The following is a 24,872-nucleotide window of genomic DNA, read 5'->3' as shown; positions in this document are numbered from 1 at the left end:
ATCGATCAGGTAAGCAGAGGGAGCCCGCCCGTGAGCGCTGACACCGCGGACGCCACAGCACTGTCGAGCATGGCGGCCCGCCTGCGCATCGCGTCGACCGTGATTCTGCGGCGCGCCCGGAGGGATCCCGATGAACGACGGCTGTCGGCGACGCAGTGGGCGGTGCTGGGGCGTCTGCACCGATACGGCGCCTTGGCCGCGGTCGACCTGGCGCGACTGGAGATGCTGAGGCCGCAGACGATGCGCAATGTGGTCGACGGGCTGCGCGATCAGGGCCTGATCGTCGGTGTGCGCGATCCGGACGACGGGCGCCGGGTGAACCTGACCCTCACCGATGAAGGCCGGGCGTGGGTGTGCGGACACCAGGCGTCCGCGAACGACGCGCTGGCGCAGGCGTTGTCCGAGAGCCTGCGGTCCGGCGAGCTGCACAAGGTCGGCGAGGTCCTGGATCTGCTCGAGCGCATCGCCTACGGCGATCGCGGCCCCGAGGCATTGATCGCCGGCGACCTCGACGACGAATCGTCTCGCGCGGACTGCCCGCTATGACCCGGCCGCCGGGCGCGCGGGGTCGGCCGGCGGCGTGAGCGCTCGGGTCCACAGGTCGACGACGGCTCGGCCGCACTCGTCCGCGGTGCGGCCGAGCGGCGGATCGAGGACCGCGCCGTGGATCTGCGCCTCCACCGCCTGGGCGAGCAACATGGCGGTCAACGCCGGGTCGGTGCCGCCGACGTCGAGACGGCGCAGGTGGAATTCCACTTCCGGGCGGGCAGGTGACCGCGACGCGCGGCTCGCGCTGCCCTCCGTGCCCGCTGCGGCGGGGCGGGTAAGTAAGGTCTGAAGCGTCGTGGAACGGACGCCACGATGCAGCCGCCGAACAGTTTCGCGCGGACGCGCCGCCCTGTCGAACGAAGAGAGCTGATTGATGCCGACCTCCACAGCGCGTGCACAGATCGGGGTCACCGGTCTGGCGGTCATGGGTAGCAACATCGCACGGAACTTCGCCAGGAACGGCTACACCGTCGCGCTGCACAACCGCACCGTCGCCAAGACCGACGCACTGCTGGAGGCGCACGGCGACGACGGCGACTTCGTGCGGACCGAGACGATCGAGGAGTTCGTCGCCGCGCTGGAGAAGCCGCGCCGGGTGCTGATCATGGTCAAGGCGGGCGCCCCGACCGACGCGGTCATCGAGGAACTGGCGGCCGCGATGGAGCCGGGCGACATCATCATCGACGGCGGAAACGCCCTCTACACCGACACCATTCGGCGGGAAGCCGCGATGCGCGAGCGCGGACTGAACTTCGTCGGCGCCGGTATCTCCGGTGGCGAGGAGGGCGCGCTCAACGGCCCCGCGATCATGCCGGGCGGGCCCAAGGAGTCCTACGACTCGCTGGGGCCGCTGCTGGAATCCATCGCGGCGAAGGTCGACGGTACGCCCTGCTGCACCCATATCGGTCCCGACGGCTCGGGGCATTTCGTCAAGATGGTGCACAACGGCATCGAGTACGCCGACATGCAGCTGATCGGCGAGGCCTACCACCTGTTCCGCGACGCGCTCGGCTTCGACGCGAAGCAGATCGCCGATGTGTTCACCCAATGGAACTCCGGTGACCTGGAGAGCTACCTCGTCGAGATCACCGCCGAGGTCCTCAATCAGGTCGACGCGAAGACCGGCAAGCCGCTGGTCGACGTGATCGTCGACGCGGCGGAGCAGAAGGGCACCGGACGCTGGACGGTGAAGTCCGCGCTCGACCTCGGTGTGCCGGTGACCGGCATCGCCGAAGCGGTATTCGCCCGCGCGCTGTCGGGCTCGCGTGCCCAGCGCAAGGCCGCGCAGGGTCTCGCCTCCGGCCGGTTGGCCGAAAAGCCCACCGACGTCGAGCAATTCACCGAAGACATCCGGCAGGCGCTCTACGCCTCGAAGGTGGTCGCCTACGCCCAGGGCTTCGACCAGATCGCCGCGGGCAGTGCGGAATACGACTGGAGTCTGCGCCCCGGCGACCTCGCTACGATCTGGCGCGGCGGCTGCATCATCCGCGCCCGTTTCCTGAACCGGATCAAGGAAGCCTACGACGAGAACCCGGCGCTGCCGAGCTTGATCCTCGCGCCGTACTTCCGCGCGGCGATCGAGACCGCCATCGACAGCTGGCGCCGCGTCGTGGCCACCGCGACCCTGCTCGGCATTCCGGTGCCCGCGTTCGCGTCGTCGCTGTCCTACTACGACGCCCTGCGCGCGGAGCGCCTCCCGGCCGCGCTCACCCAAGGGCAGCGTGACTTCTTCGGCGCGCACACCTACGAACGGGTCGACGCCGAAGGCAAATTCCACACGCTCTGGAGCGAGGACCGCAGCGAGGTTCGCGCCGACTAGCCGGTCGCGCTGTCGCATGCCGGGACCGGTGTCAATCCGGTGTCCCGGCAGCTCGTTCCCACGCCGTCCGGCGGAGCAGGCGTAATCCGTTGAGCCCGACGATGACGGTGGAGCCCTCGTGCCCGGCGACGCCCAGCGGGAGCGGCAGGGTTGCGGCGAGGTCCCAGACGACCAGCACGCCGATGAAGGTGGCGGCGATAGCCAGGTTGGCGACCACCACCCGCCGCGCCTGCCGGGACAACGCGATCACCGCCGGGATCGTCGTCAGATCGTCGCGCACGACGACAGCGTCCGCGGTCTGCAAGGTCAGATCGGATCCGGTGCCGCCCATGGCGATGCCGACCTCGGCCGCGGCGAGGGCCGGGGCATCGTTGATGCCGTCGCCGACCACCGTCACCTTTCGCCCGTCGGCCCGCAGCGCGCGCACCGCGGTCACCTTGTCGTGGGGCAGGAGTTCGGCTCGTACGTCGGTGATGCCGACGCGGGCGGCGAGCCGGTCGGCGGTGGCGGCGTTGTCGCCGGTCAGCAATACCGGTGCGGTGCCGGTGATCTCGGTGGTCGCCCGCACCGCCGCCGCCGCTTCCGGCCGCGGCCGGTCGGTCAGGGCGAATACCCCGATCGGCTGGTGCTCGCGGGTCACGACCACGGCGGTGCAGCCGCTCGCCTGGAGCGCTTCGACGGTCGTTCGCAGGCCGGGGGCGAGTTCCGACGCGGTGGGGGAGCCGACGCCGATGAGCTGGTCGCCGACGCGGGCGGTGACGCCGCGACCGGGATTCGCGGTGAACTCGGTGACCTCGGGCAGTCGCAGACCCCGGGTGCGGGCCGCGCGCACGATCGCCGCCGCCAAGGGGTGCTCGCTCGGGTGCTCGGCCGCGGCGGCCAGTCGGAGCAACTCGTCGCCGGTGAATCGTTCGTCCAGGCAGCGGATTTCGGCTAGTTCGGGAATGCCGCGGGTCAGCGTGCCGGTCTTGTCGAAGGCGACCTGCGTGGTGGCGCCGAGCCTTTCCATGACCACCGCGGATTTGACCAGGACGCCGTGGCGCCCGGCGTTGGCGATCGCCGCCAGCAGGGGCGGCATGGTGGCCAGCACCACCGCGCAGGGGGAGGCGACGATCATGAACGTCATCGCCCGCAGCAGCGCCCGCCGCAGGGTATCGCCGAACAGCAGCGGAACGACGAACACGGCGAGGGTGACCAGAACCATGCCGATCGAGTAGCGCTGCTCCACCTTCTCGATGAAAAGCTGTGCGCGCGCCTTGGTTCGGGCCGCTTGCTCGACCAGGGCCGCGATCCGCGCGACCACGGAGTCCTCGGCGCGGCGATCCACCCGGATCCGCAGCACTCCGGTGCCGTTGAGAGTGCCCGCGAACACCTCGTCGCCCGCGGCTTTGCCCACCGGCAGCGGTTCGCCGGTGATGGTGGCCTGATCGACCTCGCTACCGCCGGAGAGCACCGTCGCGTCGGCGGCGATCCGCTCACCGGGGCGCACCACGAGAACATCACCGACGCGCAGGTCGGCGACGTGCACCGTCTGCTCCTCTCCGCCATCGGCGAGCCGGGTCGCGGTCTGCGGTGTGAGGTCGAGTAGTCCGCGCACCGAGTCCTCGGTCCGGGCGGTGGCCAGCGCTTCCAGGGCGCCCGAGGTGGCGAAGATGACGATCAGCAAGGCGCCGTCGGTGATCTGGCCGATGGCCGCCGCGCCGATCGCCGCGGCGACCATGAGCACATCGACGTCGAGCGTCTTGTCGCGTAATGCCCGCAACCCGGCCCATCCCGGTTCCCATCCGCCCGCGGCGTAACAGGCCAGGTACAAACCCCACCACACCCCTCGCGGTCCATCGGTCAGCTGCGTCGCCAGACCGGCGAGGAAGAACGCGACAGCCACTGCGGCCCACCGCACTTCCGGCAGGGCGAACAGCCGGGTCCGGTGTGTAGGCACACGACCGGTCGGCGAAGTCGGACGGGTCGGCGCGAGGGTCGGCGCGGCCACGGGTCACCTCCAGGACAGCAACGAACGGACCGCCCGACCATATCAGAAAACATGAACATGTCTTCATTTGTTCCTAGAGTATGCTGTTCACTCATGGGACACGGTGTCGAAGGCAGGGATCGCCCTGCCGCGCGCCTGGATCCGGAATCGGCCAACCATGTGGCGACCACATTGCAGGCGCTGGCCACCCCGAGCCGCCTGATGATCCTCACGCAGCTGCGCCAAGGGCCACTGTCGGTGAGCGCGCTGGCCGACGCGATCGGCATGGAACAGTCCGCCGTTTCCCACCAGCTTCGCCTGCTGCGCAATCTGGGGCTGGTCACGGGTGCGCGCACCGGTCGCAGCATCGTCTACAGCCTCTACGACAACCACGTCGCCCAGCTGCTGGACGAGGCGATCTACCACAGCGAACATCTGCGCCTCGGATTGTCCGACCGCCCCCAAACCGCCGGCTGACCGCTCTGCCCTGATCCGCTCCCTTGACCTGGAGCGCACTCCAGCACTTAGTGTGCGCTCGTACACGGTTGACCAGCAGAAGGGACCGCTTCATGGAGCTCGGTTTTCACGTACCCGTCTTCGATATCGACGGTGGCACGACCGCTATCGCCGGTGAGCTGGCGCGGGTCGGCGCGGCAGCGGAGGCGTCCGGGGCGACCTGGTTGTCGTTCATGGACCACTACTTCCAGATCGAGCCGACCGGCCTGCCCGCGGAGGCGAACATGCTGGAGGGCTATACCACTCTCGGCTATCTGGCCGCGCACACGTCGCGCGTCGACCTCGGCCTCCTCGTCACCGGCGTGACCTATCGCCACCCCGGGCTGCTCGCCAAGATCGTCACCACGCTCGACGTCCTGTCGGGTGGCCGGGCGGTCCTCGGCATCGGCGCCGCCTGGTTCGAGCGCGAACACCGTGGGCTCGGCGTGGCGTTTCCCTCGACCGCCGAACGCTTCGAACGGCTGGAAGAGACGTTGCGCATCTGCCGCCAGATGTGGGACCCCCGGGACAACGGGGCGTTCGACGGGAAGTACTACCAGCTGGCCGAGACGCTGTGCTCGCCGCAGCCGATCAACCGGCCGAAGGTGCTCATCGGCGGCGGGGGAGAGCGCAAGACGCTGCGCTTGGTGGCGCGATACGGCGACGCCTGCAACCTGTTCGGCTCCTCGCCCGAGGACGTCAGCCACAAGCTCGATGTGCTGCGCCGGCATTGCGACGACGTCGGTCGCGACTATGACGAGATCCGCAAGACGATCATCGCCAACAATCCGCGGCCGAGCCCGGAGAACCGCGACGATTTCGTCCGGCAGATGGCCGACTACGCGAAACTCGGCATCGACACCGCCATCGTCACTCCGACCACCGGCTCACCGGCGGCTTGGATCGATGGCATGGCGCCCGCCGTGGCGCAACTGGCGGAACTCGGCTGAGGCGCGGCGGCGGAACGCGAAGGCGCCGCGGATGAGGTGTCGCGGTAGGGGATTGCGGACCCGGGGATGGACATGTCGCGGGCGGCGGCCTGGAAGGTCGCCGCCGCGGGCTACAGCTTGTAGCCGATCTGGCGCAACAGCTGCCTACGGGCTGCCTGGTCGTCGGCATTCTCCACGCCGAGCGGCGCCGAGCCATCGATCACGCCGACGATTCCTCTGCCGAGTTCCGTCTCGGCGATCAGAACCTCGACGGGATTGGCTGTGGCGCAGAAGATTCCGCAGACCTCGGGGACCTGCCGCACGGCATTGAGCACGTTGACGGGATAACCCTCGCGCAGAAAGACGATGAACGAGTGCCCGGCCCCGAGGTCGACCGCGTTCTTGGTGGCGAGTTCGACGAGCGAGTCGTCGTTACCGGAGTGGCGGACCAGGCGCGGGCCGGAGGCCTCGCAGAACGCCAGCCCGAAGCGCAGGTGCTGACTTACCCCGACCAGCGCTTCGTGCAGGTCTTCCACGGTTTTGATGAAGTGGGACTGTCCGATGATGACGTTGAGTTCGTCCGGCTTGTCGATGCGTACCGCTGTCAACTCCACAGCGACATACTGCGCCCCGCCGATGTCGATTCATCGCATTTCGACATTTCTTTCGCGCGCGTCGCGGGTAGCCCGCGGTGACTCCCGAGCCGGTCGCAGGACCTAGCCGTCGGTGGTGCGGGCAGGGAGGTCCACCACCAGCGCGGTGGCGTTGTCCCTTCCTCCGGCCAGGAGGGCGGCGTCGACCAGGGAGTTCGCGATCGCGTGGGCCGCCTCGCCGTCCGCGAGAATGGCCTTGACGGCGGCGATGCCCAGTGGCTTGTGCACTCCATCGGTGCTCAGCAGCAGTCTGCCCGTGCTCGACCCGGTGGCGGCATACCCGATCTCGTCCGGTCGGACGGTGCGGGCCGAGGTGGTGACCAGATGGCTCATCCGCGGGGTGACCGCCAGCCCGCGGGCTCGGTAGGACTCGGCCACGGTGTGGTCGGTGGTGATCTGGTGCAGCACCCGCCCGTTCCAGCGATACGCCCGGCAGTCGCCGACCCATGCCACCTCGCAGGGCCCGTCGGGTCGACCGGCGGTCGGCAATACCGCCACCACGAGCACGCTGTCGGCGGAGGGTTCCGGGACTTCGCGCAGCAATTCTTCTTGCGCCGCGAGGATTCCCGCCCGCGCCCCGTCCCGGGCGCCCGCATGTGCCGCCGCCGCGGCGACCGTGCGTGCCGCCCGCGCGCCGAGGAGATGGTCTCCCACACCGTCGGCCACCACGAACGCTGTCGCTCCGCTCATCGCATCGGTCTCGATCGCGACCGCGTCGGCGTTGATCGACCGTGACGCGCGCCGACTGGCCGAGGCGCCCATCGCCGCACCCAGCCACGGCATCTCGATCCGCGGCAGGCTTGCAGTAGTGCCGGTGTACATGAACTGGTCTCCTCCGGGCTGGGCTCGAGTGCTGCCGACCAGCACCCTTCAAGGAGACCGCACCGGTATTTGGGCTTGTCGAGAGTTCGTTGTGGGGACACTGAGAATTCGCTCTCGATCCGGTCACGGCCGCCGTCCCGCGTGCGCTCCGGCAAGCATCGAATGTGCTTTGCGTCTCGTATTCGATCGATACCGATCGCGAGTGGATGCAGCGGCGCAATATCGATCATTGTTTCCGCGCTGAACTTCCCATTTCGCAACATTGCTTCCGGATTCCGGCAATCGATCGGCTTACTGCCGGCTGCTCGGCTTATTCATCTTCTCGTCAGGGCGGTGGACGCACGCAGCGTGTAACTCACCGAGGCCGATTCCTCTCGTCCGGGCAGGCAGGCCGAGGGTGGACAGTGCGCCCGATTCCGCGACGGCCGCAAACTCGGAGCCGTCGGCTCGCAACGGCTCAGCGCGGCTTCCGGGACAGGACATGGTCGCCGCTGCCCGGCGCTGCGGCAGCGCTCGCCTCGCCTGTCGCGGTCGCGTGTGCACGGATTGTGTCGGCGGGTGGTCCCGGGCAGAGGACCGCTCCCGCTCTGCGAGGCGATGTGGGCGGCGCGATGGTCGGGTGCCGGCTCGGCGGTCCTGGCGTGCGCCCGGGTCGGCGCGCGCTCCGCGCGGTAAGGCCGACTCGGCCGCAATGTTCGGTGTGCCGAATTGGCGGTGTCCAGCACCGTAGACGCGGGCGCCGAAATTTCCGGTGTCGGCATCGGCCACGTCTTTCCGTCGCTGGCGGCGACAGACATCTTGACTAGGCAAAACGCTTTCGATGCGCGAGATTTCGGTAGATCGTGGACTTGTCGGTGACGTAGACAACAGACGAAACTCCGTTGAATTCCCCGCCCTACCGGCGGGTACGTGATCGAATGCTCTGCAACTGACGTCTCGAACCCGCCGTGTTGCGCCGTGGGTCCAGAAATCCAGGAGGTTGTGGCTGTGGTCGACGCAAGCGTGCCCACGCTGCGTCCGTCCGAGCTGGAAAGATTGGCCCAGCTCGACGAACACAACGAACTTTCTGCCGAACGGATGCGATCGACCTCGCAGCGGCTTGGTGTGCCGGAGGAGGACCTGCGGCGGTGGCTGGCGGACCGCCGTGCCGCCAGCGCGCCCACCAGGCGCATCGATGTCCCCGGGACCGCGTCTCCGCGCGTCGATGTTCCCGGCGCGCCGGCTACGCGGATCGATCCTCCCGAGGCAGCGCCTACGCAGGCCGATGCCGCCGAGGCAGCGCCTACGCAGGCCGATGCCGCCGAGGCAGCGCCTACGCAGGCCGATCCCCCCGAGGCAGCGACCACGCAGACCGATGCCCCTGAAGCGGCGACGACGCGGATCGGTGTCCCCGACCCGCCCACCACGCGCATCGATGGCTTCGAGCCGCCGACCCGGCAGGTGGGGTATGGGCAGGCCGGCCACCGGCCGTCGCGCATCATCACGCTGTCGGAAGCGGCCGGAGGCGGACTGCTGCCGCAGATCTCCGACGGCGATGTCACCACGTTCCTTGCCGATGCCTACCGAAGCCTGCCGCCGCAGGAGTTCGCGCGCATCGACGCCGTCTACACCGATGGGATCCAGACGACCTGTCGGTGGCTCGCCGAACACACCGGCAGGCAGTGCCGTCACGACCTGAACCAGAACGGCGTGGGGAGCTGGCTGGGTCCCCGCGGGGCCGGTCTGGCCGAATACATGCTCTCGGTGCTGCAACCTCGACTCAGCTCGCCGAATCGCTTCCAGCCGGGTCCCGGCGCCGGTGTGGTGGACGAGTGGAACGACATCCTCAGCCTGTACCGGTTCCTCGGCAGCCTGGTGGCCGACAGCCCCAGTCGCGGGCACACCATCACGCGCCTGCGCGGCGCCCAAGCCGCGTTCCTGCTGCACGGTTTGCGGCTGGATCTGCCGCCGGATCTGGCCTACTCGGTCGGGCCCGGGCTGACCACGGTCCCGATCGACCACGACGTCATCGCCCGTGTCCGGGCCAGGACCGCCGATCCGGTGGACGCGGCGGCGCTCGTCACCGCGCTCTTCACCGGTGCCACCGCGATGGAGCTCAACGCCATTCCCTGTGTCGCGCTGACCGCCGACGCGCTGATCTTCAACGGCCCGATCGGCTACACCCATGCACCCGACCTGTACGTGTGGGTGATACCCCCGTCTGCGCGCACCTTGCTCTACGACGCCCGCGTCTCGCAGGAATCGCGACCCACCCCGAACAGCAAACTGTTCACCGGGGCCATCGGCGGCGCGGGTTTCCGCCTTCGCAGGCTCGCCGCGGCATGCGAGGTGAGCCTGCCGGACCTGTACCACTGGCACCACAGCTGGATCCGCCGTGCCGGACTGCTCCGGATGTCCGAGCAACCGGCGCCGGTCCGCAATACCGATCTGCTGTTCGGCCTGAAACTCGCGCCCCGGCCACGCCGCCGCCGCGCACGCTGAGGCGGGTGGCGCGAGCAGGTCACCCGGCGTCGAGGAGATGCCGGGGTGCGGCCTGCCGCCACGAGTCGAGCACGATGGCTTCCAGCTCGGCCAGGTCGTCGAGGGCGGTCAGACGCACGCGGACCCAGGCGTTGTTCGCTTCGTGCGGGGCGATCCAGAACTTGCCCGGTTCGGCGACGACGAGTTCGTCACGGTCGGCGATGGGGCAGCGGACCGCCATCGAGGTCTCCGCCTCCGGAAGGGTGAGAAACAGCTTGCCCGCGACCCGGAAGGTCGGCATCCCCCAGGTGAACTGTTCGGATGTCTCTGGTAGCGACAGTGCGAAGGACCGGACATCGTCCCCGGTGAAACTCATGCACCGAATCCTTCCAGGCCGGAATGGAACTCCCCGTGCGTGGTCTCCCGACGAGATCGCCGGTGCGGGGCCGGTCGGATCAATAGGGCGTGGTGCCAACGCGACGGCCGGCACGTTGTGAAGTGCCCAGTAATCGCCTTCTGACCTCAGCGCTCGTCGTCCAGCCCCCTATCGTTCGGCGCAGTTGTCGGTGAGGTCGAGAGGGCAGTATCCGGATGGTCGGCACGCGCGAGAAGTTGGAGCGATTGCGGGACACCCTCGCGACCGCCGAGGAACCGGCGGGTGCGTCCGGTATCGCCAAACGGCAGAGCAAGGGCATCCCGAGTGCCCGTGAGCGCGTGCGATCATTGCTGGATCCCGGAACGTTCGTCGAGATCGGTGCGCTCGCGCGCACACCGGGAGCCCCGGACGCGAAGTACGGCGACGGAGTGGTCACCGGCCACGGCCGCATCGACGGCAGACCGGTCGTGGTCATCGCGCACGACCAGACGGTCTACGGCGGCTCGGTCGGCGAGATGTTCGGCAGGAAGGTCGCGCACATCCTGAAGTTCGCGTACGAGAAGGCCTGCCCGGTGGTGGCGATCAACGATTCCGGCGGCGCCCGGATCCAGGACGCGGTCACCTCGCTGGCCTGGTTCGCCCACATGAGCCGACGCCAAGAGCGGTTGTCCGGATTCGTCCCGCAGGTCTCCATCATGCTCGGCAAGTGCGCCGCGGGTTCGGTATACGGCCCGGTGAACACCGACGTTCTCGTCGCGACCGAGAACTCCTACATGTTCGTCACCGGTCCCGAGGTCATCAAGACGGTGACCGGCGAAGACGTGACCGCGGAGGAACTGGGCGGCGCTCATGTGCAGGCCCGCAACGGCACGATCCACCACGTGACCGCGACCGAACAGGAGGCATTCGACTGGGCCCGCAAATACCTGAGCTACCTGCCGTCGAGCTGCCTGGAGCAGGCGCCGCTGGTGAACCCCGGTCTCGAGCCGGAGATCACCGCGACCGACCTCGAGCTCGAGTCGATCATCCCGGACTCCGATCGCGAGGGATACGACATGCACGAGATCTTGCTGCGCATCTTCGACGACGGTGATTTCCACGAGATCCGCTCCGCCACCGCGGCCAATCTGATCACCGGTTTCACGCGTGTGGACGGACGCAGCGTCGGGGTCGTCGCCAATCAGCCGTTGGTACTCGGGGGAGCGGTCGACGCGAAATGCTCCGACAAGGCAACGCATTTCATCCGGCTGTGCAACGCCTTCGGCATTCCCTTGGTGTTCGTCGTGGACACTCCCGGCGTGCTTCCCGGCGTCGAGGAGGAACGCAACGGTGTCATCGTCCGCGGCGGACGCGTGTTCCGCGCGATCATCGAGGCGACCGTGCCCATCATCAACGTCGTGGTGCGCAAGTCCTACGGCGGCGCCTACGGCTTCATGGCTTGCAAGCAGCTCGGCGCCGACATCAGCCTGGCCTGGCCGACCGCCCGCATCGCGGTGATCGGCGCGGAGAGCGCGGTCGACATCGCGGGGCGGCGTCAGCTGCTCCAGGTGCCGGAAGACCAGCGCGCGGCGGTGCGGGATTTCATGATCGACCAGTACAACGCCACGGTCGCCACGCCGTGGATCGCGGCCGAACGCGGCTACATCGATGCGGTGATCGAACCATCCCGTACCCGGCTGGAGATACGGCACGCGCTCCAGCTGCTGCGGGACAAGGAAGCAGCCGCCGAGCACAACCCGCGCAAGCACAGCCTGTACCCGATGTAGTGCCGGGTTTTCCCGCGGCCGGGCTGGGTATGCGGCGGTGTGGGGGTGAAGGTCCGCGGTCGGAGGAGTTGCGGGCATGGACTGGTTCACCGCATCCGAATACTGGTTGAGCAGGCAGGTGCTGACGCGCGGCGTCGCGGCCGTCTATCTGATCGCCTTCCTGGTCGCCGCACGGCAGTTCCGGGCGCTGATCGGTGAGCACGGCATGCTTCCGGTGCCGCGCTTGCTGGCCCGGCGGTCCTTCCGGCGGGCGCCGAGCATCTTCCACGTCCACTATTCCGATCGTTTCTTCGCCGCCGTCTCCTGGTTCGGTGCGGCGCTGTCCGCGGCGCTGGTCGCCGGTGCTGCCGACCTGGTGCCGCTGTGGGCGGCGATGCTGCTGTGGGCGACGTTGTGGGTGCTCTACCTGTCGATCGTCAACGTGGGGCAGGAATGGTATGCGTTCGGCTGGGAGTCACTGCTGCTGGAATGCGGATTCCTGGTGATCTTCCTCGGCAACGACCGCACCGCGCCGCCGGTGCTGGTGCTCCTGCTCGCCCGCTGGCTGCTGTTCCGGGTGGAGTTCGGCGCCGGACTGATCAAACTGCGCGGTGACCGGTGCTGGCGCGATCTGACCTGCCTGTATTACCACCACGAGACCCAGCCGATGCCCGGACCGCTGAGCTGGTTCTTCCACCACCTGCCCAAGCCGCTGCACCGGGCCGAGGTGGTGGGCAATCACGTGGCGCAACTCGTGGTGCCCTTCGGCCTGTTCGCACCGCAGCCGGTGGCGAGCATCGCCGCGGCCGTCATCGTGATCACCCAGTTGTGGTTGGTGGTGTCGGGCAATTTCGCCTGGCTGAACTGGCTGACGATCGTCCTGGCGTGCGGCGCTCTCAGCGGGTCCGCGGTGGCGGCGGTGCTACCGGTGCCCGCCCCGCCGCCATTGCCCGGGCCGCCGCCGTGGTTCGCGGGCCTCGTCATCGCGTTCACCGCACTGGTGGTCTTCCTGAGCTACCGCCCGGCGCGCAACCTGATCTCCAGTCGCCAGGCCATGAACCGATCGTTCGACCCCTATCACTTGGTCAACACCTACGGAGCGTTCGGCAGCATCGGTCGCACCCGCTACGAGGTGGTCGTCGAAGGCACCGAGGAGTCGACCGTCACCGATCGGACGCAGTGGCGGGAATACGAGTTCAAGGGCAAACCCGGCGATCCGCGGCGGCTGCCACGCCAATGGGCCCCTTACCACCTGCGCCTGGATTGGCTCATGTGGTTCGCCGCGACCTCGCCGCGGTACGCGCAGTCGTGGCTGGCCGCCTTCCTGGCGCGGCTGCTGGAGAACGACCCGGCCACGCTGCGCCTGCTGCGGCACAATCCATTCCCGGATGCCGCGCCGCGTTTCGTGCGGGCGCAGCTGTATCTGTATCGCTTCACCACACCGCGCGAATTGGCTCGCACCCGAGCGTGGTGGCACCGTACCCTGGTCAGCCGCTACGTTCCGCCTCTTGCCTTGGACGATCTGCACTACCACAGCCACCCCGGCCGTCGCTGAACTCGAGAACCTATGGCCGGCAACGGCTTCGCTGGCGGCCGCAGGATCGGGTGGTATTCGCCACAGTGCGTCGGCGACGATCGGCGGCGAAAGCGGGTATGCGCCTGAATGACGCAACCGACCGAAGGAGGATGTCATGTCCATTTCGGCCTCGCGCTCGCAGTATCGCGCCGCCCGACGCGGCGACGGCGGTTATCCCGGCTCCGAGGGCCCCATCGAATGGACCGTCGCGGCATGGGTTCTGGTCTTGACGGTGCTGAGTATCGTGCTGGCGCTGCTGTAAGAACACCACCCTTGGCCGACGAAGGCCTGGCGGGAAACGACAACGGTTCGAACGCCGTTGCGCCAGAGCCGGAACGAGAGCATTCCACTCACGTGTACAGGAGCTGAGCAGCACCAGGTGCTCGACGTTCCTCGCATCCCGTTGCCCCTGCCGCGAAGACCCTGCGAGCAACGGTGCCGAGTGGAACGAGGAGAAGGAGTTCGCTCTGTTGGAGGAAGTACTACGGCCGCTCGTCGTCGTGTTCGGCACGGTGGCGATCACTGTGACGGCCGGACTGCTGATCGACCGATTATTGCGTTACATCGCCGGGAAGCGTCCGGACACCCAACTCCCCACACTGTTGCGCCGGGTGCAACTGCCCGTGCAGGTGTTGCTCGGCGCGCTGGCGTTGCACGCCACCTATCCGCTGGCGCACCTCGATCTGCGCCAGGACACGATGATCCGGACCATCCTGGCCTCCGCGGCGATCATGGCGGCGGCCTGGGTGGTCATCCGTGCCGCCGACGCGGTCGCGGAGAACATGCTGCGTTCCTATGCCCGGCGTACCCAGGACATCACGCGGGTACGGCAGTTGCGCACCCAGCTCGGCCTGGTGCGCCGGATCGTCACCTCGGTCCTGGTGGTCACGACCGCCGCCGTGGCGATCCTGCTGCTGGTGCCGAGTCTGCGGACCCTGGGCACCTCACTGCTGGCCTCGGCGGGGGTGATCGGCATCATCGCGGGTGTCGCGGCGCAGTCGACCTTGAGCAACCTGATCGCGGGTCTGCAGATCGCCTTCGGCGACTCGGTCAAGATCGGCGACACTGTCGTCGTGGAGGGGGAGTGGGGCATCGTCGAGGAGATCACCCTCGCGTTCCTCACCGTGCGGATCTGGGACGACCGGAGGCTGACCATGCCGGTCTCCTACTTCAACAACAAGCCGTACGAGAACTGGTCGCGGGGCGGCCCGCAGATCACCGGCACCGTCTATTTGTATCTCGACCACAGCACACCGGTGCCGCTCCTGCGTGAGCATCTGCAGGAATATCTGCGCACGCGACCGGACTGGGACGGTCGCGACTGGGGTTTGCAGGTCACCGACAGCACGCCGACGAATATCGTGGTGCGCGCGACGATGTCGGCGGCCAATGCCGACGACGTGTGGAACCTGCGCTGCGCGGTCCGCGAGGAAATGCTCGACTGGCTCGGCCGCAACCATCCCCACGCGCTACCGAAGATCTCCACCGCCATCACCGACTCCTCCACCGACGACCGCCATCTGGTGCCGGCCGGCGACCGCGGCGACGGTTACGGTGACTGAGACGGACGGCTACCGTCGAGTCTTCGTCGACCGCCGGACGAGGTGCGAGTTCGCAAGTGGGGACGATCGAGCAGGCGATCGGCGACCTCTACTCGACCTTGTTGCCGTTGCGGCGGCTTCTCGGTGACCGGCGGTCCGCCTTCGAACAAGCGATCACCGAGACGCTGCTCGCGATCGACTCGGACGGATGTTTCGCAGAGCCGGTGACCCTGGAAGTGCTGACCGCTGCCAAGCGCTAGCGGTCTCCGGGCCGCACCGGCAAGGCGGGAGCGATGGGCTCGGGCCGCGTGCCGCGGGGTCAGTGTTTCGGCAGGGTATGTAGGGTCACGCGGCTCAGTCGGCCGGACTGTATCCGCGCCGTGAGGTAGGTGTGCTCCGGTTGGCGGCGGCGATCGGTCGGCGAACCGGGATTGAGCAAGCGCAATCCGGTGTCGGTCACGCTGTCCCAGGGGATGTGGCTGTGCCCGAAGACGAGCACGTCGGTGTCCGGGAAATTCCGGGCGCAGCGTTCCTCCCGGCCTTTCGCGGGTCCGGTCTCGTGCACCACGGCGAGCCTGAGGCCCCCGACTTCGGCATGCGCGATCTCGGGCAGCCGTGCGCGCAAGTCCGGCCCGTCGTTGTTGCCGTAGACGCCGATGAGGCGTGTGCTGCGCGCTTCGAGCCGGTCCAGCAGCGCCACCTCCACCCAGTCGCCCGCGTGCACGACCACATCGGCCGCCTCGACCTCGCGCCAGAGCGGCTCCGGCAGATCACGCGCGCGCTTGGGCACGTGCGTATCGGACATGATCAGCAACCGCATGGTGACCGGTGTACCACGCCGGGATGTGGACCGGCCGACTCGCGGACGAGCGGTTTCGGCGGCGCCGGATTATCCCGGTCGACTCGGAGACCGCGTGGTGTATTTCTCGGGTGAGATCTATCACATCCGCTCGGCGGTCTCGACGAGATTGGACCTCCGAGCGTGGGTATGTCCGGGCGTGACGGTGACGCAGCGCGGCGCACCGGTGCGACAGTTTCCATCGCGTTGTCCGGGAGGGCTTGTGTCTTCGATGCTTTCATTTCTCATGTTGATGCTGATGCTGCCGGGGATGGCGACCGTGGCTGCGTATGCGACGGTGGCGGTCAGCGTGTGGCTCGAGGAGCGTCGCGACGCGGCCGACTCCGCGGTGGGTGTCGAAGCGCGCCAGCCGTAGGTGCCGAGCGCTCAGCCGTGGGGCCGGTGCCACCAGCGTGTCTTCTCCCGGCGGCGGGGCCCGGGGTTCCAGTCGATGCCCGCGGCAGCCGCGAAGGCCGCCGCATCGGCGGACGTTGTCGTCTTCGGGTGCGTGCGAGCCCACGCCGTGAAGCGTGCGGTGAAGTCGCCCGCACACGCGTGCGCCAGCAGCGGGAAACGACGCGCCACCTCACCGGCGCGCTTGTAGAGCAAGGCGTCCGCCGCCGCGCCGACGGCGTCCACATCGAATCCCGCGGGTACCGCCGTCCCCGCCACTAGCGCCCGCACCAGCGCCGCTTGCCGCTCGGCGAGAGTCGGGTGCTCCGGCAGGGAAGTCACGCCGGTTCCGCTCTGGCGCCGGCTGTGATCGGTGACCGGGCGGCGGCTGCGGCGATGGCGTCCAGTTCGTCGAGCAACTCGGCGGCGGGCGGATAGTTGCCGTCGCGCTCCAACATCATCGGCGCCGGATGCCGGGCGGTGAATTCCGCGACCAGCGCGAGAACTTCGGCGGGCAGCGGATCGGTATGCGTGTCGTGGTAGCGGCCGCCGGATTCGTGACCGCCCGCGACGTGGCAGTAGGCCACGTGTTCGGCGGGCAGGCGCAGGAGCTCGCTGAGGGGGTCGCGACCCCGGTTGCGGGCGTTCGCGTAGACATTGGCGAGATCCAGCAGCAGCAACACGCCGGTACGGTCGACGAGTTCGGCCAGGAATTCCGCTTCGGAGTACTCGTCGTCGGGCCAGTCGAACAGTGTGGCGATGTTCTCCAGGGCGAGGGGGACCTCCAGCGCCGCCCGGGTGCGGGCGATATTGCCGGTGAGTGCGTCGAGCGCTTCCCTGGTACGCGGTACCGGCAGGAGATGGCCTGCCTCCAGTCCGCCCGCCCGGACGAACGCGACGTGCTCGCTCACCAGCGGAGCCGCGACGGCTGCCGCGCACGCGGCCAAATGCTCGATGCGATGGCCTGCCACGGGTTCGGCGCCACCGAGCGACAGCGAAATGCCGTGCGGCACCACGGCGACGCCTCGCGCGCGCAGAGCGGCCAGCTCCTCGGGCACGGCCGGCTGTCCGGCGCGGTGGCGGTCGCGGGGCAACGATTCGGCGATGACCTCGCAGAACCCTAGCCCCGTCAGGGTGGCTATGACCCCGCAGATCTCCGGCCGCCAGCCGATACCGAGCGCCCCCGGCGGCAGCGGTCCGGGCTCATCCACCGCAACCGCCGCAGCCCCCGCCACACCCACTTCCGCAGCCGCCCCCGTCTCCGCCGCCGCTGTCGCCGCCCCCGTCGCCGCCGCCCGACGCGCTCGGCGGCACGACTGCCTGGGCAAGGCCGGGATCCAGCGCGATGAGCGCGCCGATACCGAAAACGGCGGCCGCGAGCGCCGCGCTCTCGGCGCCATAGGTCGCGTAGGACGGTGAATAGCTCGGCCCCAGATGCCGGTTGCGCTCGGCCGCGGCGTCCCTGGCACGGACACCGAGCGCGGTCAGCCGGGGCTTGCGAACCACCAGCCAGTAACCGAATGCCTGCGCGATCACCAGTACCACCAGCACACCGACCGGGTTTCCGTGCGCAGCGCCCGCGATGATCCGCACCACGCCGAGCGCGCCGGTGACCAGGATCGGCATCCCAGCGTCGCGCAGCCCGTGACGCACGGCGGGCCCGGGGAAGTACCCGAGGTCCACCATCCTGGCGCGCAGCGCGTCGAGGGCGGCGGGTGATCCGCCCACTATCGCCCGCACGTTCTTGCGCTCACCCGTCGCCAGCCGGTCGTACACCGACACGGTGAACGCGTCCAGCTGCGCCCGCTCCTGCGCCGTGAGAGCGCGAACCGTCGCGGCCCCCGAATCGATCGCGTCGAGAGCGCGCAGCCGCGCCATCGCCGCCAGTGCGGCGTTCTGGTCGCCGAACAGCAGCCCCACCTCGGGTGAGGTCAACTCCGCGCCCGGCACGGTGACCGCGTCGGCGTCCGGATCCGCGCCCGTGACCCGAGACCGCAGCCAGATCCCGGCGATCACCGCGACCAGCACCACCGGCAAGTAGATGACAAGGAACTGCGGCCCGGAGATCCCCCAGGTATCACCGGCCGCGACAAGCCCGTCCGAGTCCACCCCGATTACATTCATCTTCCACCTCGGAATCGGTCCAACCTGCACTCAGTATCGGGCCGCGGGTGTCCGCGCGCCATGGCGAATCGCCGTGGCACGCATATGTCGCCGAGTATTGCCCCGGCGCTCACCTGGATGATTCGCCAGGGAAGCGGGGCGGACCCGGCTCACCTCCTCTGGCCGAGGCCGAGTTGCTCGGAGATCATCAGGGCGACTTCGGTCTCCAGCCGGTTCACCGTCAAGGGGTGGCCGAGTACTTCTTCGGCCCTGCGTATCCGGTAGTGCACGGTGTTCTTGTGGACGTGCATGCGCGCGGCGGCGTCGGTGAGGCTGCCGCGGGCTTCCAGATAGGTCTGCACCGTCTCCCGAAGACGCGCGGTGGTCTCGTCGTCGCCCATGAGGTCACCGAGCACCCGGTGCACCCACGCGCGAGTATCGGGCAGCCGGTCGATCAGCAGACTCGCCAGCGCCACTCGGGAATGCAAGGTCAGCGGGCGAGCGGGATCGGCGATCGACGCGAGGTTGCGCGCACGCTGGGCATCGCGGAAAGTCTGCCGGAAGCCGGCCAGTCCGGCGCCGGAGTCGCCGATCGCGACGCGAAGACCGGGCCTCCGGCGCAGGTCTCGCTCCAGCCGTTCGGCGTCGAGCGACGGTTTGCCGACGGAGGATATCCAGGCCCAGCAGTTCTGCTCGTCGACCAGGACCGTCAGCGGGTGCTTCCCGGTGGCGGCGGTGAGCATCTCGGCTCCCGCGCGCAGCAGGTCGATCGATGACCCGACGGGTTCGCGCACCCAGACGATGGCGGCCATATGCCATCCCCGCAACGACGTGGCGAGCATCTGCTCGGCGGAGGCCAAGTCCAGGTCCTCGGTGTCGAGCACGGCGCGGATCTGCGCCGCGCGTGTGTTGTCGGTGCGCGCGTCCCAGCGCCGGCGTTCGCTCTCGTAGATGTCGATGACGCCTTCGATGACGTGGTCGATATAGCTGTTGACCAGCATGCCGATCCGGCTGGTGGTCTCCAGGGCCAGATCGGCCGAGGCCTCGGAGCGCCGGAGTGCGGCGATGGTCCGCTGCATGAACATGTGTTCGCCGAGGCGGTACGCCCGCAGCAGGGCCTCCAGGGACATCCCGTGCTGGGCGAAGCGCCGGGCGTACTCGGCGGCGGCGGGCGGCACGGTGATGTCGTCGCGGGAGATGCTCAGCGTGAGCATGTCGAGGATCGCGGTCAGGTTGGACGCGGTGCTTGCGATCATCAGGCGCCGCACTTCGTCGTCGTGGCGGAACTCCGGGATCACCTCGGTGAACATCGCGGTCATCTCGGCGGTCAGGCGGTCGATCTCGGCTTTGACGCGTCCGGCGACATCGCGGATGGTTCTGTCCACGTCAACGCTCATGCCGGGACCGTACCCGAACCCGCGCGGCGGCTCCGACGCATTCCGCATCCTTTTGTGCCGTCGGTACAAAGCGGGACGAAAACACTGGGATGCGGGCCCGTAGCCGGGTTCCGGCACCGCACCTACCTTGGAAATGTAATTCCCGTCACACCCGATCATCTGAGGAAATCGTGCAGCACGTCGTAGAAATTCCGGAGGTCCGGGCGACATGGAATCCGTCCGGTCCCTGTATCGCGGACGACCGCGAACAACTCGACAATCAGACTTTCGCGAAACGGGTATGCGCGGCAGCCGCTGTGCTGTCCGCGAACGGAGTCGGCGAAGGCGATGTGGTCGCCCTCGTCTTGCCGAATCGACTCGAATTCGTCGTCATTCTGTTCGCGGCGTGGCGGCTCGGCGCCGCGGTCACCCCGGTGAAGCCGGATTCCACTTTCGAGGAGGCGCGCTATCAGATCGAGGACTGCCGGGCGAAGGTAGTGGTCACCGAAGGCGGACGCGGAGCGGGAACGCTCGATATGACCGAAGTGGCGGGCGCGGGCCGCGAGGCCGCCGCGACCGAACCGGCGCCCCTCGACCCCGGCGCTGCTGCGCTGATCATCTACACCAGCGGCACCACGGGGCAGCCGAAGGGGGTGGTTCTCGACCACGCCAACATCGCCGCGATGTGCGAGATGCTCGTCGAGGCACTGGCGTTGGACGACACCGACCACAGCCTGCTCACCTTGCCGCTGTTCCACGTCAACGGAATCGTGGTCGGCGTCCTGTCGCCGCTGGTCGCGGGCGGACGCGCCACGATCGCGGGCCGCTTCTCGGCCTCGGCGTTCTTCGGCATCGTGGAACGCGTTCGGCCCACCTATTTCTCGGCCGTACCCGCCATCTACGCGATGCTGGTCGCGCAGCAGGCGAATTCGACGCCGGACACCTCGTCGTTGCGCCGTGTGATCTGCGGGGCCGCGCCCATGCCCGCGGAACTGATCGCGCGATTCGAAACCCGTTTCGGTGTACCGATCGTCGAAGGCTACGGACTGTCGGAAGGCACCTGTGCCTCGACGCTGAATCCGCCGGGCGGGCCGCGCAAACCGGGAACGGTGGGGCTGCCGCTGCCGGGGCAGACCGTCGCGATCATGGACGCCGAAGGAGCGATCGTGGCCGCCGGGACGAGCGGGGAAGTGGTGATCCGGGGCGCCAACGTGATGCGCGGCTATCTCGGCAGGCCGGAGGCGACCGCGCGGACGGTGGTCGACGGCTGGCTGCACACCGGGGATGTCGGCTACTTCGACGAGGACGGATACCTGGTCCTGGTCGACCGGATCAAGGACATGATCATCCGGGGCGGCGAGAACATCTACCCCAAAGAGATCGAGAACGTCCTGCACGCCCATCCCGCGGTCCTGGAGGCCGCCGTGGTCGGCGCTCCCGATCCGGTACTCGGCGAAGTCCCGGTCGCCCATGTGGTGACGATGCCCGGCGAGCGGGTCGGTGCCGAAGATCTCCTCGCGCACTGCCGCATGTCCCTGGCCCGGGCGAAGGTACCGGTGTCGATCGAACTCACCGAGGAACTACCCCGGAATCCGGTCGGAAAAATCGACAAACGCAAACTCCGCGCGCTCGTCGCCGACACGACCGCCACCCCGTAGACATTCTCCGCTCGGTGCCGAGCGGAAATCCATGATCCGAAACGAAATCGTCCGGGTCCTCGTATGCGCTCGATTCATCGGATGAGAAAGGCCGAACAATGGGATTCAAAACAGCGGATTTCCCGCCCGTCGATGTGACGACATTCCTCGACCAACCGTTGCGGGAGCGGATGCGAACGCTCGCCCTGCACTGGGCCGAATACGGCTTCGGCACGCCGAAGATGATCCATACGATCTATCTGCTCAAGGTGCTGCTGGTCTCGGTGCTGGGCGGGGTCGTCTTGGCCACCTGGAGTTCCGGCGTCGGGCCGTTCTGGGATGTCTCGGCGTGGTGGAACGAGCCGGTGGTCTACCAGAAGCTGGTGTTGTGGACCGTCCTGATCGAAGCGATCGGCATCGCCGGGTCGTGGGGGCCGCTGGCGGGCAAGTTCAAGCCCATGACCGGAGGCATCCGTTTCTACGCGCGCCCCGGCACGATCCGCCTGCGGCCGTGGCGGCGGGTGCCGTTCACCGGCGGCGATACCCGCACGGTGCTCGACGTGCTGCTGTACCTGGCGTTCCTGGCGACGTTGCTGGCAGCGATCGTGCTGCCCGGCGTACCGAGCGCTTCGCTCAGCGCGGTGCTGCCCGAGAACACCTCCGGCTTGGTGAATCCGGCGCTGCTGATCGCTCCGATCGCGCTGTACGTGCTGTGCGGCCTGCGGGACAAGACGATCTTCCTCACCGCCCGCGGCGAGCAGTACCTGCCCGCCCTGGTGTTCTTCGCGGCGTTGCCGTTCGTCGACATGATCATCGCCGCCAAGCTGCTGATCTGCGCGGTGTGGATCGGCGCGGGTGTGTCGAAGTTCGGGCGGCACTTCAGCAACGTGGTACCGCCGATGGTCTCCAACAGCCCCGGCGTGCCCGCCAAGTGGATCAAGCGCCTGCACTACCGTGACTTCCCCCGGGACATCCGCCCCTCCAAAGTCGCCTCGTTCCTGGCCCATGTCGGTGGTACGACCGTCGAGATCGTCACACCGCTGGTGCTGCTGTTCTCCACCGACCACCGGCTGACGCTGGCCGGTGTGGTGCTGATGGTGGTCTTCCACGCGTTCATCACCTCGACGTTCCCGCTGGCGGTGCCGTTGGAGTGGAACGTCTTGTTCGCCTACCTGACCGTGTTCCTGTTCCTGGGCTTCCCCAACGGCGGCGGGTACGGCCTCGGTGACATCTCCTCCCCGTGGCTGGCCCTGGTGATCGTCGCGGCGCTGGTGTTCTTCCCGATCCTCGGGAATCTGCGCCCGGATCTGGTGTCGTTCCTGCCGTCGATGCGCCAGTACGCCGGCAACTGGGCGTCCGCGTTGTGGGTCTTCGCGCCCGGCGCGGAGGAGAAGCTCAACACCATCGGGCACCGGCCCACGCTGAATCAGATCGACCAGTTGAAGGCCATGGGCTACCCGCCCGAGGTCGCGGAGATCACCATGCAGCAGACCATCGCGTGGCGCTCGATGCACAGTCAAGGGCGCGGACTGTTCTCGCTGCTGTACAAGCACATTCCCGCGATCGACCGGTGGACCGTCCGGGAAGCGGAGTTCGGCTGCAATTCGCTGATCGGCTTCAACTTCGGCGACGGCCACCTGCACAACCTGGATCTGATCGAGGCCGTGCAGTCCCGGGTCGGATTCGCGCCGGGCGAGTGGATCGTGGTGTGGGTGGAGTCGCAGCCCATCCACCGGGGTATCCAGCGGTATCAGGTCATCGACGCGGCGCTCGGCGTCGTCGAACGCGGCACCTGGCGAGTGCGCGACGCGGCGCAGACGCAGCCGTGGCTGCCCGACGGCCCGATCCCGCACGAGGTGACCTGGCGGCGAGCGGACTACACGGTGCCGATGCCGCCGGAGGACCCGGCTCGGGTCCTCGCGCCGCAGCCGGTCGGCTGAGGCCCCAGCACGGACAGGAGAGCGATATGAGCACCGCAGTCGTGGTCGGCGGCGGCCCCAACGGCTTGGCCGCGGCCATCACGTTGGCCAGGGCCGGACTGGACGTCACCGTGCTGGAGGGCGCCGACGAGATCGGGGGCGGTACCCGCACCGGCGAGGCGATCGTGCCCGGTCTGCTGCACGACCACTGCTCGGCCATCCACCCGATGGCGGTCGGCTCTCCCTTCCTGCGCGGCCTGGACCTGGAACGCTACGGATTGTCCTGGGCATGGCCGGAGATCGACTGCGTCCATCCGCTCGACGACGGCAGCGCGGGCGTGCTGCTGCGCTCGGTCGCCGAGACCGCCGCCGGTCTCGGCGGCGACGGCCGGGCATGGCGGCTGCTGTTCGAACGGACGGTGGCGGGCTACGACCGGATGAGCGCCGACATCATGCGGCCGCTGCTGCGCCTGCCGCGCCATCCGATCCGGCTGGCCCGTTTCGGGATTCCCGCCCTGGCCCCGGCCACGCTGCTGGCCGGCCTGTTCCGTACCGAGCAGGCCAGGGGACTGTTCGGTGGCGTCGCCGCGCATGCCTTCCACCCGCTGCATCGGCCGCTCAGCGCCAGCGTCGGCCTGGGCATCCTCACCGCGGGCCACACCTACGGCTGGGCGGTCGCCGCCGGTGGATCGCAACGGATCACCGAAGCCATGGCCGCGGTGCTGAGTGACCTCGGAGGGAAGATCGAAACGGGCATCCACGTGCGATCGATGTCCGATCTGCCGCAGGCGGAACTGACGATGTGGGACCTCGCGCCCACCGCGGTCGCGGACATCCTCGGTGAGCGCCTGCCCCCTCGGGTCAGCAGGTCCTACCGCGCGTTCCGCTACGGACCGGGCGCGTTCAAGGTCGACTTCGCCGTGCACGGCGGCGTGCCGTGGACGGCGCAGGCGGCTCGACGGGCGGGAACGGTGCATCTCGGCGGCACGTTCGCCGAGATCGCCGCCACCGAACGCGCGATCCACGCGGGACGCATGCCCGAACGCCCCTTCGTCCTGGTGGGCCAGCAGTACCTCGCCGATCCGCAACGGTCGGTCGGCGACATCCATCCGATCTGGGCATATGCCCACGTGCCGAACGGCTATCCCGGCGACGCGACAGCGGCCGTCACCGCCCAGATCGAACGCTTCGCTCCGGGTTTCCGCGACCGCATAGCCGGGACCAGCGTGCGCAGCGCCGCGGGCTTCGCCGAATACAACCCCAACTACGTGGGCGGCAACATCATGACGGGGGCGAAGGACATTCCGCAGTTGCTGTTCGGTCCTCGAAAGACGCTGCAACCCTACGACATCGGTGTGCCGGGTCATTATCTCTGCTCGGCGGCCACACCGCCGGGCCCCGGTGCGCACGGCATGTGCGGGGCGAACGCCGCGCAGCGGGCTCTCCGGCAAGCGGGCATCGCGGAGCCGTCCTAGCGTCGCGCACGCCGCTGGCACCCGGGTAGCGGCCGGTCTCGTCGACGCCGGCCGCGAGGCGCGCTCATTCCGGGCAGGGGGCGCAGACGGCCTGCAGTCCACCGTCCCGGCCGCGCTGGGGGCCGCGATCGCTCTCGCCTGATCGGGCGAAACGGGCAATACCGCCGACCGGTCACTCCGTGGCCGGCCGGTTTCCT

Annotated in this window: 23 protein-coding genes; 13 read left to right on the top strand and 10 right to left on the bottom strand. The window is 68.6% G+C overall.

Annotated elements, in window-relative coordinates; translation table 11 throughout:
• Positions 1-30: 30 nt before the first annotated feature.
• Complete coding sequence (locus tag ABZ803_RS00390) at positions 31-546, top strand: MarR family transcriptional regulator (protein ID WP_357030737.1); 516 nt, start codon at positions 31-33, stop codon at positions 544-546.
• On the opposite strand, the gene ABZ803_RS00385 is transcribed toward ABZ803_RS00390, so the two are convergent.
• Entirely contained in the window at positions 541-975 is a 435-nt protein-coding gene (locus ABZ803_RS00385; protein WP_357032710.1) for a hypothetical protein, read from the bottom strand. The genes ABZ803_RS00390 and ABZ803_RS00385 overlap by 6 nt on opposite strands.
• Between ABZ803_RS00385 and gndA the strand changes: the two genes are divergently transcribed.
• Positions 923-2,368, top strand: coding sequence for an NADP-dependent phosphogluconate dehydrogenase (gene gndA, locus ABZ803_RS00380; protein ID WP_357030734.1), 1,446 nt, complete (start codon positions 923-925; stop codon positions 2,366-2,368). The genes ABZ803_RS00385 and gndA overlap by 53 nt on opposite strands.
• 31 nt (positions 2,369-2,399) lie before the next feature.
• On the opposite strand, the gene ABZ803_RS00375 is transcribed toward gndA, so the two are convergent.
• On the bottom strand, positions 2,400-4,358 hold the full coding sequence (locus ABZ803_RS00375; protein WP_357030731.1) for a heavy metal translocating P-type ATPase: 1,959 nt from the start codon (positions 4,356-4,358) through the stop codon (positions 2,400-2,402).
• Between the two features lie 93 nt (positions 4,359-4,451).
• Between ABZ803_RS00375 and ABZ803_RS00370 the strand changes: the two genes are divergently transcribed.
• A complete protein-coding gene (locus tag ABZ803_RS00370; protein WP_357030729.1) occupies positions 4,452-4,814 on the top strand; it encodes a metalloregulator ArsR/SmtB family transcription factor in 363 nt (120 codons plus the stop codon).
• A gap of 92 nt (positions 4,815-4,906) precedes the next feature.
• Positions 4,907-5,782, top strand: a complete 876-nt coding sequence (locus ABZ803_RS00365) for an LLM class F420-dependent oxidoreductase (RefSeq protein WP_357030726.1) — start codon at positions 4,907-4,909, stop codon at positions 5,780-5,782.
• A 110-nt stretch (positions 5,783-5,892) separates the two neighbouring features.
• Here the strand turns inward: ABZ803_RS00365 and ABZ803_RS00360 are convergent, their stop codons facing one another.
• Together ABZ803_RS00360 and ABZ803_RS00355 are read right to left on the bottom strand one after the other, a co-directional pair.
• On the bottom strand, positions 5,893-6,375 hold the full coding sequence (locus tag ABZ803_RS00360; RefSeq protein ID WP_062969202.1) for an adenosine-specific kinase: 483 nt from the start codon (positions 6,373-6,375) through the stop codon (positions 5,893-5,895).
• 102 nt (positions 6,376-6,477) lie between these two features.
• Positions 6,478-7,236, bottom strand: coding sequence for a serine/threonine protein phosphatase (locus ABZ803_RS00355; protein ID WP_357030723.1), 759 nt, complete (start codon positions 7,234-7,236; stop codon positions 6,478-6,480).
• 987 nt (positions 7,237-8,223) lie between these two features.
• Between ABZ803_RS00355 and ABZ803_RS00350 the strand changes: the two genes are divergently transcribed.
• A complete protein-coding gene (locus ABZ803_RS00350; protein ID WP_357030720.1) occupies positions 8,224-9,717 on the top strand; it encodes a hypothetical protein in 1,494 nt (497 codons plus the stop codon).
• Positions 9,718-9,736: 19 nt separating this feature from the next.
• On the opposite strand, the gene ABZ803_RS00345 is transcribed toward ABZ803_RS00350, so the two are convergent.
• Positions 9,737-10,072 carry an MmcQ/YjbR family DNA-binding protein gene (locus tag ABZ803_RS00345; RefSeq protein ID WP_357030717.1) on the bottom strand — a complete coding sequence of 112 codons (336 nt, stop codon included), beginning with the start codon at positions 10,070-10,072 and terminating at the stop codon, positions 9,737-9,739.
• A 215-nt stretch (positions 10,073-10,287) separates the two neighbouring features.
• Here ABZ803_RS00345 and ABZ803_RS00340 point away from each other — a divergent pair, with 215 nt between their 5' ends.
• From ABZ803_RS00340 to ABZ803_RS00320, 5 genes are all read left to right on the top strand, one after another.
• Complete coding sequence (locus ABZ803_RS00340; RefSeq protein WP_357030714.1) at positions 10,288-11,838, top strand: acyl-CoA carboxylase subunit beta; 1,551 nt, start codon at positions 10,288-10,290, stop codon at positions 11,836-11,838.
• A 76-nt stretch (positions 11,839-11,914) separates the two neighbouring features.
• Entirely contained in the window at positions 11,915-13,372 is a 1,458-nt protein-coding gene (locus ABZ803_RS00335; RefSeq protein ID WP_357030711.1) for a lipase maturation factor family protein, read from the top strand.
• 136 nt (positions 13,373-13,508) lie between these two features.
• A complete protein-coding gene (locus ABZ803_RS00330) occupies positions 13,509-13,655 on the top strand; it encodes a hypothetical protein (protein WP_357030708.1) in 147 nt (48 codons plus the stop codon).
• Positions 13,656-13,863: 208 nt separating this feature from the next.
• On the top strand, positions 13,864-14,955 hold the full coding sequence (locus ABZ803_RS00325; protein WP_357030705.1) for a mechanosensitive ion channel domain-containing protein: 1,092 nt from the start codon (positions 13,864-13,866) through the stop codon (positions 14,953-14,955).
• A gap of 56 nt (positions 14,956-15,011) precedes the next feature.
• Entirely contained in the window at positions 15,012-15,194 is a 183-nt protein-coding gene (locus ABZ803_RS00320) for a hypothetical protein (RefSeq protein WP_357030702.1), read from the top strand.
• Between the two features lie 59 nt (positions 15,195-15,253).
• Here ABZ803_RS00320 and ABZ803_RS00315 read toward each other — a convergent pair whose 3' ends face one another.
• The 5 genes from ABZ803_RS00315 to ABZ803_RS00295 form a co-directional block, all read right to left on the bottom strand.
• Complete coding sequence (locus ABZ803_RS00315; RefSeq protein WP_357030699.1) at positions 15,254-15,754, bottom strand: metallophosphoesterase; 501 nt, start codon at positions 15,752-15,754, stop codon at positions 15,254-15,256.
• 405 nt (positions 15,755-16,159) lie between these two features.
• On the bottom strand, positions 16,160-16,507 hold the full coding sequence (locus ABZ803_RS00310; protein ID WP_357030695.1) for a hypothetical protein: 348 nt from the start codon (positions 16,505-16,507) through the stop codon (positions 16,160-16,162).
• Entirely contained in the window at positions 16,504-17,376 is an 873-nt protein-coding gene (locus ABZ803_RS00305; RefSeq protein WP_357030692.1) for a DUF692 domain-containing protein, read from the bottom strand. Before ABZ803_RS00305 ends, ABZ803_RS00310 begins: the two co-directional genes overlap by 4 nt.
• Positions 17,369-18,289 (bottom strand): TIGR04222 domain-containing membrane protein, encoded by a 921-nt coding sequence (locus ABZ803_RS00300; protein WP_357030689.1) that lies wholly within the window; start codon positions 18,287-18,289, stop codon positions 17,369-17,371. The genes ABZ803_RS00305 and ABZ803_RS00300 overlap by 8 nt, the downstream gene beginning before the upstream one ends.
• A 149-nt stretch (positions 18,290-18,438) precedes the next feature.
• Positions 18,439-19,665 (bottom strand): helix-turn-helix domain-containing protein, encoded by a 1,227-nt coding sequence (locus ABZ803_RS00295; RefSeq protein ID WP_357030686.1) that lies wholly within the window; start codon positions 19,663-19,665, stop codon positions 18,439-18,441.
• A 170-nt stretch (positions 19,666-19,835) separates the two neighbouring features.
• On the opposite strand from ABZ803_RS00295, the gene ABZ803_RS00290 reads away from it, so the two are divergent.
• From ABZ803_RS00290 to ABZ803_RS00280, 3 genes are all read left to right on the top strand, one after another.
• Positions 19,836-21,302 (top strand): AMP-binding protein, encoded by a 1,467-nt coding sequence (locus ABZ803_RS00290; RefSeq protein WP_357030683.1) that lies wholly within the window; start codon positions 19,836-19,838, stop codon positions 21,300-21,302.
• A gap of 98 nt (positions 21,303-21,400) precedes the next feature.
• The gene (locus tag ABZ803_RS00285) at positions 21,401-23,221 is read left to right on the top strand and encodes a DUF3556 domain-containing protein (protein ID WP_357030680.1); all 1,821 of its coding nucleotides are present in this window, start codon (positions 21,401-21,403) and stop codon (positions 23,219-23,221) included.
• A 26-nt stretch (positions 23,222-23,247) separates the two neighbouring features.
• On the top strand, positions 23,248-24,675 hold the full coding sequence (locus ABZ803_RS00280; RefSeq protein ID WP_357030677.1) for an NAD(P)/FAD-dependent oxidoreductase: 1,428 nt from the start codon (positions 23,248-23,250) through the stop codon (positions 24,673-24,675).
• Positions 24,676-24,872 lie beyond the last annotated feature (197 nt).

The sequence above is a fragment of the Nocardia sp. NPDC047648 genome, assembly GCF_040642815.1.
Lineage (GTDB): Bacteria > Actinomycetota > Actinomycetes > Mycobacteriales > Mycobacteriaceae > Nocardia > Nocardia gamkensis.
This window is presented reverse-complemented; position numbering and strand designations above follow the sequence as displayed.

What these genes read in the sequence shown, in the direction of transcription:
- ABZ803_RS00385 (WP_357032710.1), bottom strand. Translation starts at nt 975, where the DNA reads ATGACCGCCAGACCGGTGACCCCGATCTGTGCACGCGCTGTGGAGGTC.
- ABZ803_RS00285 (WP_357030680.1), top strand. Translation starts at nt 21,401, where the DNA reads ATGGGATTCAAAACAGCGGATTTCCCGCCCGTCGATGTGACGACATTC.
- ABZ803_RS00340 (WP_357030714.1), top strand. Translation starts at nt 10,288, where the DNA reads ATGGTCGGCACGCGCGAGAAGTTGGAGCGATTGCGGGACACCCTCGCG.
- ABZ803_RS00370 (WP_357030729.1), top strand. Translation starts at nt 4,452, where the DNA reads ATGGGACACGGTGTCGAAGGCAGGGATCGCCCTGCCGCGCGCCTGGAT.
- ABZ803_RS00300 (WP_357030689.1), bottom strand. Translation starts at nt 18,289, where the DNA reads ATGAATGTAATCGGGGTGGACTCGGACGGGCTTGTCGCGGCCGGTGAT.
- ABZ803_RS00295 (WP_357030686.1), bottom strand. Translation starts at nt 19,665, where the DNA reads ATGAGCGTTGACGTGGACAGAACCATCCGCGATGTCGCCGGACGCGTC.
- ABZ803_RS00330 (WP_357030708.1), top strand. Translation starts at nt 13,509, where the DNA reads ATGTCCATTTCGGCCTCGCGCTCGCAGTATCGCGCCGCCCGACGCGGC.
- ABZ803_RS00280 (WP_357030677.1), top strand. Translation starts at nt 23,248, where the DNA reads ATGAGCACCGCAGTCGTGGTCGGCGGCGGCCCCAACGGCTTGGCCGCG.
- ABZ803_RS00335 (WP_357030711.1), top strand. Translation starts at nt 11,915, where the DNA reads ATGGACTGGTTCACCGCATCCGAATACTGGTTGAGCAGGCAGGTGCTG.
- ABZ803_RS00355 (WP_357030723.1), bottom strand. Translation starts at nt 7,236, where the DNA reads ATGTACACCGGCACTACTGCAAGCCTGCCGCGGATCGAGATGCCGTGG.
- ABZ803_RS00345 (WP_357030717.1), bottom strand. Translation starts at nt 10,072, where the DNA reads ATGAGTTTCACCGGGGACGATGTCCGGTCCTTCGCACTGTCGCTACCA.
- ABZ803_RS00365 (WP_357030726.1), top strand. Translation starts at nt 4,907, where the DNA reads ATGGAGCTCGGTTTTCACGTACCCGTCTTCGATATCGACGGTGGCACG.
- ABZ803_RS00315 (WP_357030699.1), bottom strand. Translation starts at nt 15,754, where the DNA reads ATGCGGTTGCTGATCATGTCCGATACGCACGTGCCCAAGCGCGCGCGT.
- gndA (WP_357030734.1), top strand. Translation starts at nt 923, where the DNA reads ATGCCGACCTCCACAGCGCGTGCACAGATCGGGGTCACCGGTCTGGCG.